The organism is Pseudomonas sp. AK-TSAG1-1 (genome assembly GCF_056821665.1).
The window spans coordinates 2,489,285-2,503,534 of the sequence record NZ_CM165965.1 but is presented as its reverse complement, the minus strand read 5'-3'; the positions used below and the strand labels follow the sequence as shown (position 1 = coordinate 2,503,534).

Here is a 14,250-nt window from a genome sequence, read left to right as displayed (position 1 = left end):
GAAAGATGGCCGAGCGTGGCATCCAGCCTGACGCGCGCCGCTGACACGCCTGCCACAAACTTGCGTCTGGCACCGACAACTTGATTACTTGATTGCTGTTTGAATCAGAACACTGGCCACAGATCCCGGGCGCTATTCAACGCACGGCGAGTACTCAGGTTTTTGACCGACTTACGGCTGATGAATCGATGAATCCGCGCCACGGCATCCTCCAGATCCGGAACAGCTGCCAGCGTCACCACACGGAAATGGTCCGGCTCGGGCCAGTTGAACGCGGTGCCTTGAACGACCAGCAAGCGTTCCGACATCAGCAGCTCAAGGACAAACTTCTCGTCATCCATGATCGGGCAGACCTTGGGATCGATTTTCGGGAACGCGTACAGCGCACCCATCGGCTTGACGCAACTGACGCCGGGAATATCGTTGAGCAATGCATGTACCCGGTTGCGCTGTTCGAGCAAGCGGCCTTGGGGCAACACCAGGTCATTGATGCTCTGATAGCCACCCAGCGCGGTCTGGATCGCGTGCTGTGCCGGCACGTTGGCGCACAAGCGCATGTTCGCCAGCATGTCGATCCCTTCGATGTAGCCGGCCGCGTTGTGTTTAGGCCCCGAAATAATCAACCAACCGGAGCGAAAGCCGGCCACCCGGTAAGATTTGGACAAACCATTGAAGGTCAGGCACAGCAAGTCCGGCGCGAGCGAGGCGGTGCTGATGTGCACGGCCTCGTCGTAGAGAATCTTGTCGTAGATCTCATCGGAGAACACCACCAGGTTGTGCTGGCGCGCAATCTCCAGCATCCCCAGCAGTACTTCTCTGGGGTACACCGCGCCCGTGGGATTGTTGGGGTTGATGATGACCAGCGCGCGGGTATTGGAGGTGATTTTCGCGCGGATGTCGTCAAGGTCTGGCCACCAGTCCTGCTGCTCGTCGCACCTGTAGTGCACCGCGTTGCCACCGGCAAGACTGACCGCGGCGGTCCATAACGGATAATCCGGTGCAGGCACCAGGACTTCATCCCGGTTGTTGAGCAACGCCTGCAGCGACATGACAATCAGTTCGGAGACGCCATTACCCAGATAGATGTCGTCGATGCCGACACCCTCGATCTGTTTCTGCTGACAGTACTGCATGACCGCCTTGCGCGCGCTGAACAAGCCTTTTGAGTCACTGTAGCCTTGCGCTGTCGGCAGATTGCGGATCACGTCCTGGAGAATTTCGTCGGGTGCCTCGAAACCAAAGGGGGCCGGATTGCCAATGTTCAACTTGAGAATGCGCTGGCCATCCTCCTCCATCTTTTTGGCCTGCTCGAGTGCCAGGCCACGAATGTCATAACACACACTGTTCAGTTTCAGCGATTTCAGATACTGCACGATCAAACTTCCTTGTTGTTTTTATCAGGACCGCGGCAACAACAATCATCAGGTCCGAGAGACTGTTTTCAATTCCTTGGGCGCAGACTTCGACAGCGCCCGCGACATATTCAGGAAGACAAACAGCACGACGATGGGAATCGCGATAAACAGTGCCAGGGCACGAACACCCAGTTCAGGAAACGAACTGACGAACAACCCGTAACCCGCGCCGGCCGCCATCTGGAAAAAGAAAAACTGTCCCGAGGAAATACCGATATCGCGGCTGACACTCTTCAACAGCCCAGCCTGAGTCGCAGGAATCACCATGCCGACCGACAACAGAATGAACACCATCGGAAGCAGCAGCGCTGGCAACACACTGCCAAACACCGACAACAAAATGGCCAGCAAAATACAACCGACCATGCCCACCCGGCTCCCCAGCAACAGGATTTCGTTCAACGCCCACCGGGTACTCAATGCACGCGCCAGCGTACTGCCAACGACATAACCGACCGCACACAGGGAGATCACCGCACCGTAGCCGATGCTGGACATTCCCAGTTCGGTCTGCAGCGCGTAAGTCGAACACGACAAAAAGACGAAGTAACTCATCCACACCAGACTGATGCCGGCTGCATAAATCAGATAATCGGTGTTTTTGAAGTTATCGGCGTAGACGGCAATGATGCTCCGTCCCGTCGAATCGCTCGCGCCCGGGGATGTCTCGACGCGCCAGAAGAGCAGCAACGCGCCAAGATTGAAGACCGCCACGCCGCCCATCATCCAGCGCCATCCCATCGTCGGCAGTAACAAGCCGCCTAACAACGGTGCGATACACGGTGTGAGGGCGATGGCCGAGGCCAGGGTCGTGAGTATTCGAAGCCGCCCGCTTTCCGGGTAGTTCGATTTCACAATCAGCCGCGTGGTTACCGTCCCCACACAGCCGCCCAGGGCCTGCATGAAACGCGCGATCGCAAACAGGTAGAAAGAATCCGAGAACGCGGCAAGCACGCAACCGGCAGCGCAAATCAGCAACCCCGAAAGTTGTACGCGGCGGGGGCCGATACGATCGGCAAGAATTCCTGCCAATACCACGGACAACGCATACCCGACCATGTAAACAACGAATGTTTCCTGAATGGCTTCTTGGGGAACTCGAAACTCCTCGGCCAGTTTTGCAACGGTGGGAGTCATCAGGCCGAGCCCAAGCTGCGGCACAATTACAGCTGCCAACAGTGCGGCAGGCAACAGGATTCCGGGACTGCTGGATTTCACGCAGAAAGCTCCTTGAGGTATTGATCACTCGTCAACAAGTGCGGCAGAACCCGGTCGATCTGACGCGTGATCATCGCCAACGAGCTGGTGTAGTAGTGGTTGCCTGCCGCCAGTTGTCCCAGGGCATAAATGACATCGCTGGCCTTGCCGCTGCGGTCGATCACCTTGTGCGAACCGAAAGACACATGCAGGCCGCCAAACGGGTGGTGTTGAGCAACGCCATTGTTGACCATCGACGACACCAGCTCGGTCCCGGCCTGGCCTACTCCACCTGTTTCAGATCGCGTGGCGTTGATGACCCAGTCCGAATGACAGGCCCCTGCCTGGTAATTCAGAACGAAACCGCCATCAGGGCACAGTTCCACTTCTTTCAGGCCCGGACGAATAACCAGTTGCCCGGCTTCGAGCATGTTGCGCAACTTGTTGGCTGTGGCCGGTGGCATCGGATTGCACAGGCTCATGAAGATCGAGTGATAGTTGGCCATGTAAAAGCGGCGGTCAGCGGCACTCAGACTGTCCCAGGCCAGTTCGACGTAATCGTTGGCGATATCGATCAGGATGGACAACCACTTGTCGCCATTGGTCGAGGCTTGCAGATGGCGCTCAAGCCGCTCGAACGGCAGTTGGCCGGGTGCCAGTTCGGCCTTGAGTTTTTCCAGATCGACGCCTTGCGCCGTCATTTCGAAGGTGATCAGGCCAAGCCACTTCGACCAGGAAATCAGCCCTTCGTCATCGCGAAGCTCTTCGATTCGATCTCGGGTGATGACCTTGTAGGAGAAGTCGTGATGCGGCATGCGGACCGCCGGCAGCAATGCATTGCGCGACAACATGACGATCTTCCCTCGATGCCCCTGGGCGTTCAGAGCCAGGACGGCATCGACTGCGGACAGACTGGAACCAATGATCGACACCTGGTCTTCAACACCAATGGCGGAAAACTTTGTCCACATCGGATAAGGGTTGCCAATGTAGTTCTGGGAACAGGCCAACGAGAAGATATCCGCCGGCTCCGCTGTACCGATACACAGAATCACACGGTCAAACACCTGCTGCGGCCCGTTTTCGATGCCCACGACCGCTTTATCATCATGCATCGACAAACTGGTGACCTTTTGCCCGATAACGCGAATCGGACGTTTCAGTTCTCGTGCCAGAGCAACTTGCTCGGCAAAACAATCGGACAGGTACTCACCGAAATAATGGCGTGGCAGAAAATCATGCTGCGCCAACGCGCTGCCATATTTATGGGTAACCCATCCGACAAAGTGCTTGGGGTCATCACTTTTAACGGACATGAATCTGGCCTGACGATTGATCAAGCCATAATCACCATCGTTTTGATAGGCGCGACCAGGCCCGATTTTCTTGTCGGGTTCATAGAGGGTAATTGCAACATCCATATTGTTCAGCTTTGCGTCTCGCTGCAACGCATCAATTACACTAATCGCTGTTGCTCCACCACCGACTATCGCAATCTTTAGTTGCGGCTCGCGATGATTAGTCTTATTGAGTGTTGACAGTTTTTCAAAAGCAGTCATTGCCGACGATATCCCTATACCAATCCAGTTTTTCTTGACCCCAATGACTCGCGCGTCGCCTCTCAACGCGTTAGCTTGAGCGGCGTTGAGCGTATTTGTATGCCGCGATAAGATGAAGATCCATTAAATGGATTTTGGTGTGTACCACTATGACCAGAGGTAAGCGGCCAATTGGCCTCGATCTAGTCTTGCCGTTCGAATTGACCTCACATTCGCTGTCCACCAAACACCAGCTTTTGTATCGTTTCCTTGAACACCTCATCAGCTCGCGGCGGCTTGCGCCCGGCGAAGCACTGCCCTCAACCCGCACACTCTCACAAAGATGGGGCGTTTCCCGAGGTACTCTGGAGACGGTTTTCGATCAATTACGCGAAGAAGGTTTCATCCTTCGCAAACGAGGTGCCGGTTCGATTGTCTGCGCGACATTGCCGGACAATTTGCTCGCGGCAGCCAAAACCCCAGAACTGCAAGTCAGGTCTAATACCGACCGGTCATCTGAAACACCTGCGCCAATCACCTACTTACAGCCTTATGTACCGTTTATTTCCAGGCTGGCCGATCCCGGTTTGCTTGAAGAGAAAGATGTGAAGTCGCTCTGCACACCTTCGGCCAAAGACCTCGCCACCGCAGTATCGGCTTCGTCGCTGGGAGGCGATGAGAACTTGCGCAAGTCTATTTGTGATCATATCCAGATCTATCGGGGCATTGATTGTTCGCCTCAGGACATCGTGATCACTCACGGCATCAGACACTGCCTTGACTTGATCAGTCGGGTACTGGGAAAAGATGCAGTAGTTGCAATGGAAGACCCTGGTTATTACTGGGCAAGGCGAATATTCAATTGCTCCGCCAACACCATCATCGATATTCCAGTCGACAATGCGGGTTTGATCGTTGAAGCATTGTCTCGAATCAAGCAAGTCCATGCTGTTTATGTAACGCCTTCACATCAGGCCCCATTGGGCGTTTGCATGAGCATGGAAAGACGCCAGGCACTACTGGCCTCGGCGAAAGAAATGAATGCGATCGTTATCGAAGACGACTATGACAGCGAGTACAACTACGGCAGTGCTCCCCTTCCCGCCATCAAATCGATAGATAAACATGACCGGGTTATTTTCTGCGGCAGCTTCAATAAAACCCTGTTCAGCAACTTTCGCCTGGGCTTCATGGTTATTCCCAGGCACTTGCAGAAGAAAATAATCAACCTTATCGAAGACACCGGGCAGACCCCAGGCATACTCGGCCAGCTCGCGCTCAACCAGTTTCTTTGCACCGGAAAATATGTCCGACACCTGCGGATTTCCCGGCAGACGTATCAGCATCGAAGAGATTTGTTGATCGCCAAACTGCGAGAAAACCCTGATCTGGAAATTTCCGGCGAGCAATCCGGGCTGCACTTTGTGCTGTCACTCCCGGCCGGCATTGATGAAGAAGAGTTCTGCGCACGCGCGACCCTCTTCAACCTCTGCCTGCAACCCGTCTCGGCGTTTACCAGCAGCCACACGGTCAAACCGGGCGTATTGATTGGCTACGCAGCCCTCACTGATGAGCAGATAAACCATGCTGCTGCCTGCCTGCTGGATCTTATCAACTCATTCACTCAAGGCGCCGAACACCACGCTTGAATAAACGACCCGCACGATGGCCATTCACCTCAGCCCCTTCAGCACTCTGGCTGCACAAAAAAGCCCGGCAGCGCTACCGGGCTTCTTTATTTGCGTTTAACGGGCGAGGCGCGACAACGCGGCATCCGTCTCCTGCGCCGCTGTACGGGCTCCGTGAATCAGCGGTCCATAACGCCGACTGAATTCCCAGTTGTACGGCACGCGGTCCTTGCTGGCGCCGTTGTCCCAGTTCACCGACCAGGTCATCAGCCCCTTGATCGGCAGACCTTTGATCGCCAGGCGCTTGAGCGCATTGCCCACTGCGGTGCTGTCGATCACATAACCGGTAGCGGCGGCGTCAACGTTTGCCGGCAGGCCGATCACGAATTTGTCTGCCGGGATTTTGGTGAAGCCACGGGTACCGGTCACCAGACTTTCGGTCAGGTAATAGAGGAAGTCCTCTTTCAGCGCGTCGTTGTTCTGCGCGATCCACGCACCGTTGCCGTTGTTGGCTTCCGGCACCCAGACCCCGTCGCCGCCCTGGTTATAGAACTGCGGGGCGATGAAGTCGTAGTAGCCTTCGAGCGCCTGCAGGTAACCGACGTACTTGCCATTGGTGTTCAGGTACGGAAACTCCGGGGCCATGCTGATAATGAAGTGCTTGCCCTGGCCTGCGTAGTGATCCTTGACCAGTTTCAGTGCGGCCGGGAGCACGGTCTTGTTGGCAGCGAAATCAATCGCGCTCTGTTCAAGATCGATGTCCAGTCCATCGAAGCCATAGGTCTCCACCAGGCGGATGATTTCATTGGCCAGCGGCTGTTCTTGTCCGGCACGCAGTTCGATGTGCGCATCGGCACCACCCAGGGAGATCAGTACCGCCCGCCCCTGACTGTTGAGCACGCCGACCTGACGACGAAACTCGGCATCGGAGACGTTGTATGGCTTGAAGGTCGGAATTCCGCTGCCCTTCATGAACGCCACCGCGACCACGTTGTACTCCTTGGGCACTGCCTCCAGAGGCATTTCGGCGAACCGGCCCTGACGGTAGCCGTCACTCGGACCGGCCGGCCAGTTGTGCCAGAAGCCCATAAGGATCTTCTTGCCGGCGATGCTCGGCATTAACGAAGCAGCGTCACCCGCCGCGTTTTGCATCAATGAAAAGTCGATTTTTGACATGTTCTAATCCTTCAGAACCTGTGAATTTGGCGACGTTGCGCCGTTATTTGAAGTCGACGTCGAACGCCTGATAGAACGCGTTGCCCGTGTTGGCGACGATCCACATCAGCACGATGACGTGATGCCCCTTCTTGTTGGCCGGCAGTTTCACTTCGTGATCGACCTTGGCCTTCATCTCACCCGCATGACTGTAGTACGGCACTTGGGTGTAGAAATCCTCGAAGAACGGCTGTGCTTCCAGTTGCGCACGGCTGATGCGCTGCTGCGGATCCCAGCCATCCTTGGTGATCAGCCAGCGATAACCACGGGTGGTGTGCGGCGCGGTGTACACCCAGTTGACCTTGAGAGTCTGGCCCGGGGTGACGTTGAGCAGCGGCCACTCGAATGGGCGATTGAGCTTCTTGCTCATTTCGGCGCTGGTGAAGTTCACGCAATCACGGGCATCGGCCTTGCCGCCACTGAGGACGTAGCCATCGGCCGGCGGCGTGACGCTGTCACTGTCGGAGCCATACGGCGCCGGGAACGGCCCGGCCGCCAGTGCCGGGAAATTCTTGCCGCCTTCCATTTCGTTGACTTGCCAGCCGGCCAGCAGACCAAGGTCGATGGCGACCGAGCCACGGCTGGCTGGGGAGGTGACGCGACCGTGTCGCAGTTGGGTTTCAGGATTTGCTTGATTCATGTTGTTCACTCCGTTGATTTAAGAACTCTCCTTCCCGAGGAGAGGCCTTCAAGCTAACGGAGGTGGATTTTTTGTCCATCGGCGGTTTTGTCACAGGCATTCACCCTTGATGGCTGAAAACGCCGAAAATACTGGATGCATATACAGTTTATTACGACAAAACCCACCCGACGCATGGCTAAAAGACTACACGCCAACGCTGCAAAAACCGCCATTCACCGCTCACGGCAGTTGTGCCTGGTATTCCTTTTCGTATTGGCCCGCGAGCTGTTCCTTTTGCTTGTCGTCGAGCAACTTGCCGGCCATCTGGAAGAACTTCTGCTCCTCTTCCTTGAGATGGTGATGGACCTTGTCCGAGAGCTTCTTCGCGATTGCCAGCCACGCCGGGCTGGACATCTCGGTCTCGTCCAGTTCTTCCATCATTTCATCCATTTCATGGTGCTCGGCGATGGCATGGCGACTGAGGTCGACACCGTTGTCGAACTCCATCAGCGGGATGTAGAAGTGGCGCTCCTCGGCCGTTTCGTGGGCCTGCAGCTCAGCCTTGAGCTGCTGGTAGGCCTCAACCCGTTCGGGGGTGTCGCCGCTGGTTTGCACCAGAATCCTGGCGTAACTGCGCTGGCGGTCGTGGCTTTCGCGAAGGGCTTCGAAAATGTTCATGGAGGGTCCTCATCAACCGCGTTCGAAAATGACGCTGTAAAGGCTAGACCCCAGCGCATCAACGACGGTTCCAAAGGGTTGAGGAAGGACTTGGAACACGCCCTCCGGACAGGATAGGCTGCGAGTTCATCTCACAAGGAAGTTGCACATGACGTTGCGAATCGAGTTGTCGCAGAACCCCACCGAAGAACAACGCAAAGCCATTCTCGAGCCACTGATTGCCTATAACGACGCCAAGACCGGCGGCTCCACGTCGGAACCTTTCGCGCTGATGGTGCGGGATGAACACGACGCGATTCTCGGCGGTTTGTACGGCCGGGTGATTTTCCAGTGGATGTACATCGAGTTGCTTTCAGTGCCGGAACAGGGGCGCGGCCAAGGCATTGGCTCAAGACTGATGGCCATGGCCGAAGAACTGGCCAACGAGAAGCGTTGCCTGGGGATCTGGCTGGACACCTTTGATTTTCAGGCGCCGGAATTCTACAAGAAGCTGGGATTCAGCCAGTTTGGCGAGATCATCGATTACCCGCCGGGGCACAGCCGCCATTATTTCCAGAAGCGGTTGATCGGCTGATCCGCAGGACTCCTCGCGAGCAGGATCACACCTACAGGATGGTGGCAAACGCAAATCCAACGTAGGAGTGAGCCTGCTCGCGATGACGGCAGTTGCCTCAACGCCTGATCAGAGACAGGTCGCCAACGCCGCCAACCGCCGCTTGGCAACAAAGTCATCCTTCTGCGCGTAGTAATTGAGCACGGTCCCGGAAGCATCGGTGGATACGTCAACAAACGATTCCGCCGAACGGGTATAAACCGTCGACCCGCCCTTCTTGCCCGGTTGCAGATACGCCCCGGCATCCACGCCGAACACCGCTTCGTCCTGCCAGCCGAATTGCACGCACTGGGCCACGACTTTCTCGGGTTTGTCCGAGGTCAGGACCTTGTAGGGGGCTTTGGTGCGAGAATCGTCCATTACCGATCCCGCGCAGCCGGCCAACACCGTCGCGGCCAGCGCTACCATCAGAATTCGCATTGCATTCGCTCATTCAGAAAAAAGCGGACTGTATCACCGCAACAGGCAAAATCGTTCTGCTTTACTGCATTAATAGCGCGACACGCACGGGCCGCTCCGGCACCCTAGGGTCATCAGCCTCACAAGGAACGCACATGGCGCCCACCGATCAGCGACATGAACAAGCCCTGAAACTGTTTCTCGACGCACGCCCCGAACTGCGCGAAACCCTCGATCATCTCAACCCGCTGCTGGCCCAGGCCAAAGGTGAAACGGCGGCGCAATACCGTGAAGAGCGCCTGCACGAGGCTTTCGAGGCCGAGGCTGAGAATCAAGGCCTGTTCGCCTGGGAATTGACCTTGCTGCTGACGGCGGCAACGCCCGAGGAGTATCAGGCCCAGCGCATGGAGGTGCATCGCGAAGTGGCGGAAATGGCGCACATGAGCTGGGCGGATTATTGCGACCTGTACGGGCTGGAACCCTAACCACCGCTCAAGGATATCGATGCTGCCCTCCACCTCCACTCACCGCGCCACTTCCGGGCATCTGCATCGGCAGAAATGGCGCGGGCGCATCGGTCTGGCACTGGTGGCCAGCCTTTCGGTACTGGCCGGGATGACCGACGCCATCGGCTTCATGGCCAGCGGCGATTTCGTCTCGTTCATGAGCGGCAACACCACACGGCTGGCAGTGGCGATCAGTGTCGGCGATCTGGGGCTGACATTGCGCCTGGTCATCCTTGTCGCCACGTTTGTGCTCGGCAATGCCCTGGGGATTGTGATCGGGCGTGTGGGCGGGCGGCGCACACTGCCGTTGTTGCTATGCATCGCCACCCTGCTCTGCGTGGCCGCCGCGTTGCCATCTGACACGCAACTGCCGGCGCTGCTGGCGGCGATCGTCGCGATGGGCATGCTCAACGCCGCGGTCGAGGAAGTGAACGGGTTGCCGGTCGGCCTGACCTACGTGACCGGGGCGCTATCGCGGTTTGGTCGAGGACTTGGGCGCTGGATGCTCGGCGAACGCCGGAACGGCTGGCGGGTGCAACTGGTGCCGTGGACCGGCATGTTCATCGGTGCGATCCTGGGCGCGGTGCTGGAGCATCATTTCGGGCTTCGGGCATTGTTCGCCAGCGGATTGCTGGCGGCGGTGCTTGGCGTGCTGTCGCTGAGCATTCCGCGGCGCTGGCAACTCGGCTACATGCCACGCTGAAATGCGCTCTTGCGGGAGCAGGCTTGCTCGCGAATGCGCCGTGTCATTCGAAACATCTTTGACTGAACCGCCGCTTTCGCGAGCAAGCCCGCTCCCACAGGGGGCATGTGCATGACTTCATAAAGCTTTATCATGAGCGCAGTTTTGCTGATCGAGTCTGTCATGAAGTTCGCCATTGCGCTGTTTTCCGCCTCCCATGCGCCCTCCTCTCGCCGCGCCCTGCTGTTCGCTCAGGCAGCGCTGGCCGGTGGGCATGAGATTGTCCGGCTGTTTTTCTATCAGGACGGCGTCTACAACGCCTCCGACGCGGTAGTTACCCCGCAGGACGAACTGGACCTGCCCAAACAATGGCGCGCATTTATCACCGAGCAGCAACTGGACGGCGTGGTGTGCATCGCCGCCGCTTTGCGCCGTGGCGCATTGAACGGCGAAGAAGCCAAGCGCTACCAGCGTGAGGCGGTCTCGGTCAGCGCCCCGTGGGAACTGTCCGGCCTCGGCCAGTTGCACGATGCGGTGCAGGACGCCGATCGACTGATCTGTTTCGGAGGCGCGTAACATGGCCAAATCCCTGTTGATCATTAGCCGCCAGTCGCCGTGGTCTGGCCCCGGCGCCCGCGAGGCGCTGGACATCGTGCTGGCCGGTGGCGCGTTCGACCTGCCGATCGGCCTGCTGTTTCTCGATGACGGCGTGCTGCAACTGGCCGCCGGGCAAAACGCCAAGGCCTTGCAGCAGAAAGACCTGAGCGCCAACCTGCAGGCGCTGCCGATGTTCGGCGTTGAAGAGCTGTTCTATTGCGCCGACAGCGCCAGCGTGCGTGGCCTGAGCGATCTGTCGCTGGACGAAGCGCAGCCACTTGGCGCCGAGCAAATCACCGCCCTTATTGACCGTTACCACCAGGTGATCACCCTCTGATGTCGACTTTGCATGTGTTGTCTCATTCCCCGTTCGGCGACGAGCGCCTGACCAGTTGCCTGCGCGTGATCGGCGCCAAGGATGCCTTGCTGCTGACCGGCGACGCGGTGTATGCCCTGCAACCCGGCACCGCGCCGTTCACTGCGCTGCAAAGCCGTCAGGTGAAACTCTGGGTGTTGGCCGAAGATGCACAGGCGCGTGCCGTGCAGTTGCCGGACTGGGCCAAAGCCATCGATTACCCGGGCTTTGTCGAGCTGTCGATTCACCACGACAAGGTCAACAGCTGGCTATGAATTCTTTGACCGTCGGCGCCCGCGCCATCGAACTGGACAAGGACGGCTTTCTGGTCGACCTCAGCGACTGGTCCCGTGATGTCGCCGGCGCCCTCGCCGCCGCCGAAGGCATCGAACTGACCGTCGAACACTGGGAAGTCCTCGAACTGCTGCGCAACTTCTACGCGCAATTCCAGTTGTCGCCGGCCACGCGTCCACTGATCAAGTACACCGCACTGAAACTCGGCCCGGACAAAGGCAACAGCCTGCACCTGAACCGACTGTTCAAAGGCACCCCTGCCAAACTCGCCGCGAAACTGGCGGGCCTGCCCAAACCGACGAATTGCTTATGACCGACTTTCCAGCGCTGACCCTCGAAACGCCCGCCGAACACCCGTTCGCTCAATTCGTGCGGATCCTCGGCAAGGGCAAGCGCGGCGCCCGCGACCTGACCCGTGAAGAAGCCCGGGAAGCCATGGGCATGGTGCTCGACGACAAGGTCGAAGACACCCAGCTCGGGGCCTTCCTGATGCTGCTGCGGCACAAGGAAGAAAGCGCCGAGGAGATGGCCGGTTTCACCGAAGCCTTGCGCGAGCGCTTGCAGGCGCCGGCGTTGAACGTCGATCTGGACTGGCCGACCTACGCCGGCAAGAAACGTCATCTGCCGTGGTACCTGCTGGCGGCCAAATGCCTGGCGCAAAACGGCGTGCGCATTTTCATGCATGGCGGCGGCGCACACACTGCCGGGCGCCTGTACACCGAACAACTGCTCGGCGAGCTGAACATCCCGCTGTGCCGCACCTGGCAGCAAGTCGGCAGTGCGCTGGACAATGGCGGCCTGGCGTTCATGCCGCTGATGGACTGGGCGCCGCCGTTGCAGAAGATGATCGACCTGCGCAACACCATGGGCCTGCGCTCGCCAATCCATTCGCTGGCCCGGATTCTCAATCCGCTGCGCGCGCGGTGTGGCCTGCAAAGTATTTTCCACCCGGGCTATCAAGCGGTGCATCGCGATGCCAGCGGCCTGCTCGGTGACACAGCGATCGTGGTCAAGGGCGATGGCGGCGAAATCGAGATCAACCCGGATGCCGACAGCCACCTGTACGGCACCACTGGCGGCGAGAGCTGGGACGAGGAATGGCCGCAACTGTCGAGCCAGCGCCACGTCAAGCCAGCCACGCTGGACGTGGAACACCTCAAGGCCGTGTGGCGCGGCGCGGCGCTCGACAGCTATCCGCAAATGGCCCTGATCTCGACCATGGCCCTGGCCCTGCGCGGCCTTGGTCAAAGCCGCGAGCAAGCGTTCGAAACGGCCGAACAGTACTGGGCAGCACGCAACAAATCGATTTAACCGATCATTGACGCCCGATCTTTGCGCTTTTTGTTCGAACTCATCGGAATAGACTCGGCTCCAACGCTTATTGGATTGTGGAGTCTTGATCATGGGTTTACTCGTCGATGGCCGCTGGCAGGACAAGTGGTACGAAAGCAGCAAGGACGGCGCGTTCCAGCGCGAACAGGCACAACGCCGCCACTGGGTCACCGCTGACGGCCAGCCCGGGCCGAGCGGTGAAGGTGGTTTTGCCGCCGAAGCCGGTCGTTATCATCTCTATGTCTCCCTCGCCTGCCCCTGGGCGCACCGCACGCTGATTTTGCGCAAACTCAAAGGCCTGGAAAACCTGATCGACGTGTCCGTGGTCAGTTGGCTGATGCTGGAAAACGGCTGGACCTTCGACAAGGCCCACGGCTCGACCGGCGACAAGCTCGATCACTTCGATTTCATGCACCAGCGCTACACCGCCGACACACCGGACTACACCGGCCGCGTCACCGTTCCGGTGCTGTGGGACAAGAAACTCAAGCGCATCGTCAGCAATGAATCGGCGGAAATCATCCGCATGTTCAACAGCGTCTTCGATGACCTGACAGGCAACGAACTGGACTTCTACCCCGCGCCCTTGCGTGGCGAGATCGACGCGCTGAACGAGCGGATCTACCCGGCGGTAAACAACGGCGTGTATCGCGCAGGCTTCGCCACGTCACAGTCGGCCTATGAACAAGCCTTCGACGAGGTGTTTGCCGAGCTCGATCACCTGGAACGGGTGCTGGGCGCCAACCGTTATCTGACTGGCGAGTACCTGACCGAAGCCGACGTGCGCTTGTTCACCACGATGATTCGCTTCGATGCGGTGTACCACGGGCACTTCAAGTGCAACCTGCGACGGATTGCCGATTATCCGAACCTGTCGAACTGGTTGCGTGAGCTGTATCAGATGCCGGGCATTGGCGAGACGGTGGATTTTCAGCACATCAAGCATCACTACTACGGCAGTCACAAGACCATTAACCCGACGGGGATAGTACCGAAGGGGCCGGAGCAGGATTTCAGCGTGGCGCACGATCGGGCGCGGCTAAACGGGAAAGGAGTTTGGCGCAGGGGCTGATATCTGTGCGATTTTTGAGGGTCCCCTTCGCGAGCAAGCCCGCTCCCACACTGGATCTGTGTCATGCACAAATCCAGTGTGGGAGCGGGCTTGCTCGCGAATGAGGA

16 protein-coding genes and 1 pseudogene are annotated in these 14,250 nt (G+C 58.2%); 10 read left to right on the top strand and 7 right to left on the bottom strand.

Going from position 1 to position 14,250, the window contains the following annotated elements:
- Positions 1-104: 104 nt before the first annotated feature.
- From AC1UK9_RS11285 to AC1UK9_RS11275, 3 genes are read right to left on the bottom strand one after another with little or no spacing between them, the layout of a single operon-like run.
- A complete protein-coding gene (locus AC1UK9_RS11285; protein ID WP_482580080.1) occupies positions 105-1,373 on the bottom strand; it encodes a pyridoxal phosphate-dependent aminotransferase in 1,269 nt (422 codons plus the stop codon).
- Positions 1,374-1,421: 48 nt separating this feature from the next.
- Positions 1,422-2,633, bottom strand: coding sequence for an MFS transporter (locus tag AC1UK9_RS11280; RefSeq protein WP_482580079.1), 1,212 nt, complete (start codon positions 2,631-2,633; stop codon positions 1,422-1,424).
- Positions 2,630-4,171, bottom strand: a complete 1,542-nt coding sequence (locus AC1UK9_RS11275; protein WP_081794839.1) for an FAD/NAD(P)-binding protein — start codon at positions 4,169-4,171, stop codon at positions 2,630-2,632. Before AC1UK9_RS11275 ends, AC1UK9_RS11280 begins: the two co-directional genes overlap by 4 nt.
- Before the next feature lie 188 nt (positions 4,172-4,359).
- On the opposite strand from AC1UK9_RS11275, the gene pdxR reads away from it, so the two are divergent.
- Positions 4,360-5,799, top strand: a complete 1,440-nt coding sequence (gene pdxR, locus AC1UK9_RS11270) for a MocR-like pyridoxine biosynthesis transcription factor PdxR (RefSeq protein ID WP_482580077.1) — start codon at positions 4,360-4,362, stop codon at positions 5,797-5,799.
- A gap of 120 nt (positions 5,800-5,919) precedes the next feature.
- Here pdxR and AC1UK9_RS11265 read toward each other — a convergent pair.
- From AC1UK9_RS11265 to AC1UK9_RS11255, 3 genes and pseudogenes are all read right to left on the bottom strand, one after another.
- A pseudogene (locus AC1UK9_RS11265) lies at positions 5,920-6,954 on the bottom strand (chitinase); the annotation flags it as partial.
- Positions 6,955-6,997: 43 nt separating this feature from the next.
- Positions 6,998-7,633: a lytic polysaccharide monooxygenase auxiliary activity family 9 protein gene (locus tag AC1UK9_RS11260; protein WP_025109026.1), complete on the bottom strand. Its 636-nt coding sequence runs from the start codon at positions 7,631-7,633 to the stop codon at positions 6,998-7,000.
- A gap of 222 nt (positions 7,634-7,855) precedes the next feature.
- Positions 7,856-8,293: a hemerythrin domain-containing protein gene (locus tag AC1UK9_RS11255; RefSeq protein ID WP_025109025.1), complete on the bottom strand. Its 438-nt coding sequence runs from the start codon at positions 8,291-8,293 to the stop codon at positions 7,856-7,858.
- 148 nt (positions 8,294-8,441) lie between these two features.
- On the opposite strand from AC1UK9_RS11255, the gene AC1UK9_RS11250 reads away from it, so the two are divergent.
- The gene (locus AC1UK9_RS11250) at positions 8,442-8,867 is read left to right on the top strand and encodes a GNAT family N-acetyltransferase (protein WP_025109024.1); all 426 of its coding nucleotides are present in this window, start codon (positions 8,442-8,444) and stop codon (positions 8,865-8,867) included.
- A 108-nt stretch (positions 8,868-8,975) separates the two neighbouring features.
- On the opposite strand, the gene AC1UK9_RS11245 is transcribed toward AC1UK9_RS11250, so the two are convergent.
- On the bottom strand, positions 8,976-9,326 hold the full coding sequence (locus AC1UK9_RS11245) for a hypothetical protein (protein WP_473015243.1): 351 nt from the start codon (positions 9,324-9,326) through the stop codon (positions 8,976-8,978).
- Between the two features lie 134 nt (positions 9,327-9,460).
- Between AC1UK9_RS11245 and AC1UK9_RS11240 the strand changes: the two genes are divergently transcribed.
- The 8 genes from AC1UK9_RS11240 (at position 9,461) to AC1UK9_RS11205 (ending at position 14,143) form a co-directional block, all read left to right on the top strand.
- A complete protein-coding gene (locus AC1UK9_RS11240) occupies positions 9,461-9,790 on the top strand; it encodes a DUF6388 family protein (protein WP_025109022.1) in 330 nt (109 codons plus the stop codon).
- Positions 9,791-9,809: 19 nt separating this feature from the next.
- On the top strand, positions 9,810-10,514 hold the full coding sequence (locus tag AC1UK9_RS11235) for a YoaK family protein (RefSeq protein ID WP_025109021.1): 705 nt from the start codon (positions 9,810-9,812) through the stop codon (positions 10,512-10,514).
- Positions 10,515-10,676: 162 nt separating this feature from the next.
- A complete protein-coding gene (gene tusD, locus AC1UK9_RS11230; protein ID WP_482580073.1) occupies positions 10,677-11,069 on the top strand; it encodes a sulfurtransferase complex subunit TusD in 393 nt (130 codons plus the stop codon).
- A 1-nt stretch (position 11,070) separates the two neighbouring features.
- Entirely contained in the window at positions 11,071-11,427 is a 357-nt protein-coding gene (gene tusC / locus AC1UK9_RS11225) for a sulfurtransferase complex subunit TusC (RefSeq protein ID WP_482580071.1), read from the top strand.
- The gene (gene tusB, locus AC1UK9_RS11220) at positions 11,427-11,720 is read left to right on the top strand and encodes a sulfurtransferase complex subunit TusB (RefSeq protein ID WP_482580070.1); all 294 of its coding nucleotides are present in this window, start codon (positions 11,427-11,429) and stop codon (positions 11,718-11,720) included. The genes tusC and tusB overlap by 1 nt, the downstream gene beginning before the upstream one ends.
- A complete protein-coding gene (locus AC1UK9_RS11215) occupies positions 11,717-12,052 on the top strand; it encodes a TusE/DsrC/DsvC family sulfur relay protein (protein WP_482580068.1) in 336 nt (111 codons plus the stop codon). The genes tusB and AC1UK9_RS11215 overlap by 4 nt, the downstream gene beginning before the upstream one ends.
- Positions 12,049-13,050, top strand: a complete 1,002-nt coding sequence (locus AC1UK9_RS11210; protein WP_482580067.1) for a glycosyl transferase family protein — start codon at positions 12,049-12,051, stop codon at positions 13,048-13,050. Before AC1UK9_RS11215 ends, AC1UK9_RS11210 begins: the two co-directional genes overlap by 4 nt.
- Positions 13,051-13,141: 91 nt before the next feature.
- Positions 13,142-14,143, top strand: coding sequence for a glutathione S-transferase family protein (locus tag AC1UK9_RS11205; protein WP_482580066.1), 1,002 nt, complete (start codon positions 13,142-13,144; stop codon positions 14,141-14,143).
- Positions 14,144-14,250 lie beyond the last annotated feature (107 nt).

Coding starts and splice junctions, on each gene's coding strand:
- AC1UK9_RS11275 (WP_081794839.1), bottom strand. CDS start 4,171: ATGACTGCTTTTGAAAAACTGTCAACACTCAATAAGACTAATCATCGC.
- AC1UK9_RS11260 (WP_025109026.1), bottom strand. CDS start 7,633: ATGAATCAAGCAAATCCTGAAACCCAACTGCGACACGGTCGCGTCACC.
- AC1UK9_RS11255 (WP_025109025.1), bottom strand. CDS start 8,293: ATGAACATTTTCGAAGCCCTTCGCGAAAGCCACGACCGCCAGCGCAGT.
- AC1UK9_RS11250 (WP_025109024.1), top strand. CDS start 8,442: ATGACGTTGCGAATCGAGTTGTCGCAGAACCCCACCGAAGAACAACGC.
- AC1UK9_RS11245 (WP_473015243.1), bottom strand. CDS start 9,326: ATGCGAATTCTGATGGTAGCGCTGGCCGCGACGGTGTTGGCCGGCTGC.
- AC1UK9_RS11240 (WP_025109022.1), top strand. CDS start 9,461: ATGGCGCCCACCGATCAGCGACATGAACAAGCCCTGAAACTGTTTCTC.
- AC1UK9_RS11235 (WP_025109021.1), top strand. CDS start 9,810: ATGCTGCCCTCCACCTCCACTCACCGCGCCACTTCCGGGCATCTGCAT.
- tusD (WP_482580073.1), top strand. CDS start 10,677: ATGAAGTTCGCCATTGCGCTGTTTTCCGCCTCCCATGCGCCCTCCTCT.
- tusC (WP_482580071.1), top strand. CDS start 11,071: ATGGCCAAATCCCTGTTGATCATTAGCCGCCAGTCGCCGTGGTCTGGC.
- tusB (WP_482580070.1), top strand. CDS start 11,427: ATGTCGACTTTGCATGTGTTGTCTCATTCCCCGTTCGGCGACGAGCGC.
- AC1UK9_RS11215 (WP_482580068.1), top strand. CDS start 11,717: ATGAATTCTTTGACCGTCGGCGCCCGCGCCATCGAACTGGACAAGGAC.
- AC1UK9_RS11210 (WP_482580067.1), top strand. CDS start 12,049: ATGACCGACTTTCCAGCGCTGACCCTCGAAACGCCCGCCGAACACCCG.
- AC1UK9_RS11205 (WP_482580066.1), top strand. CDS start 13,142: ATGGGTTTACTCGTCGATGGCCGCTGGCAGGACAAGTGGTACGAAAGC.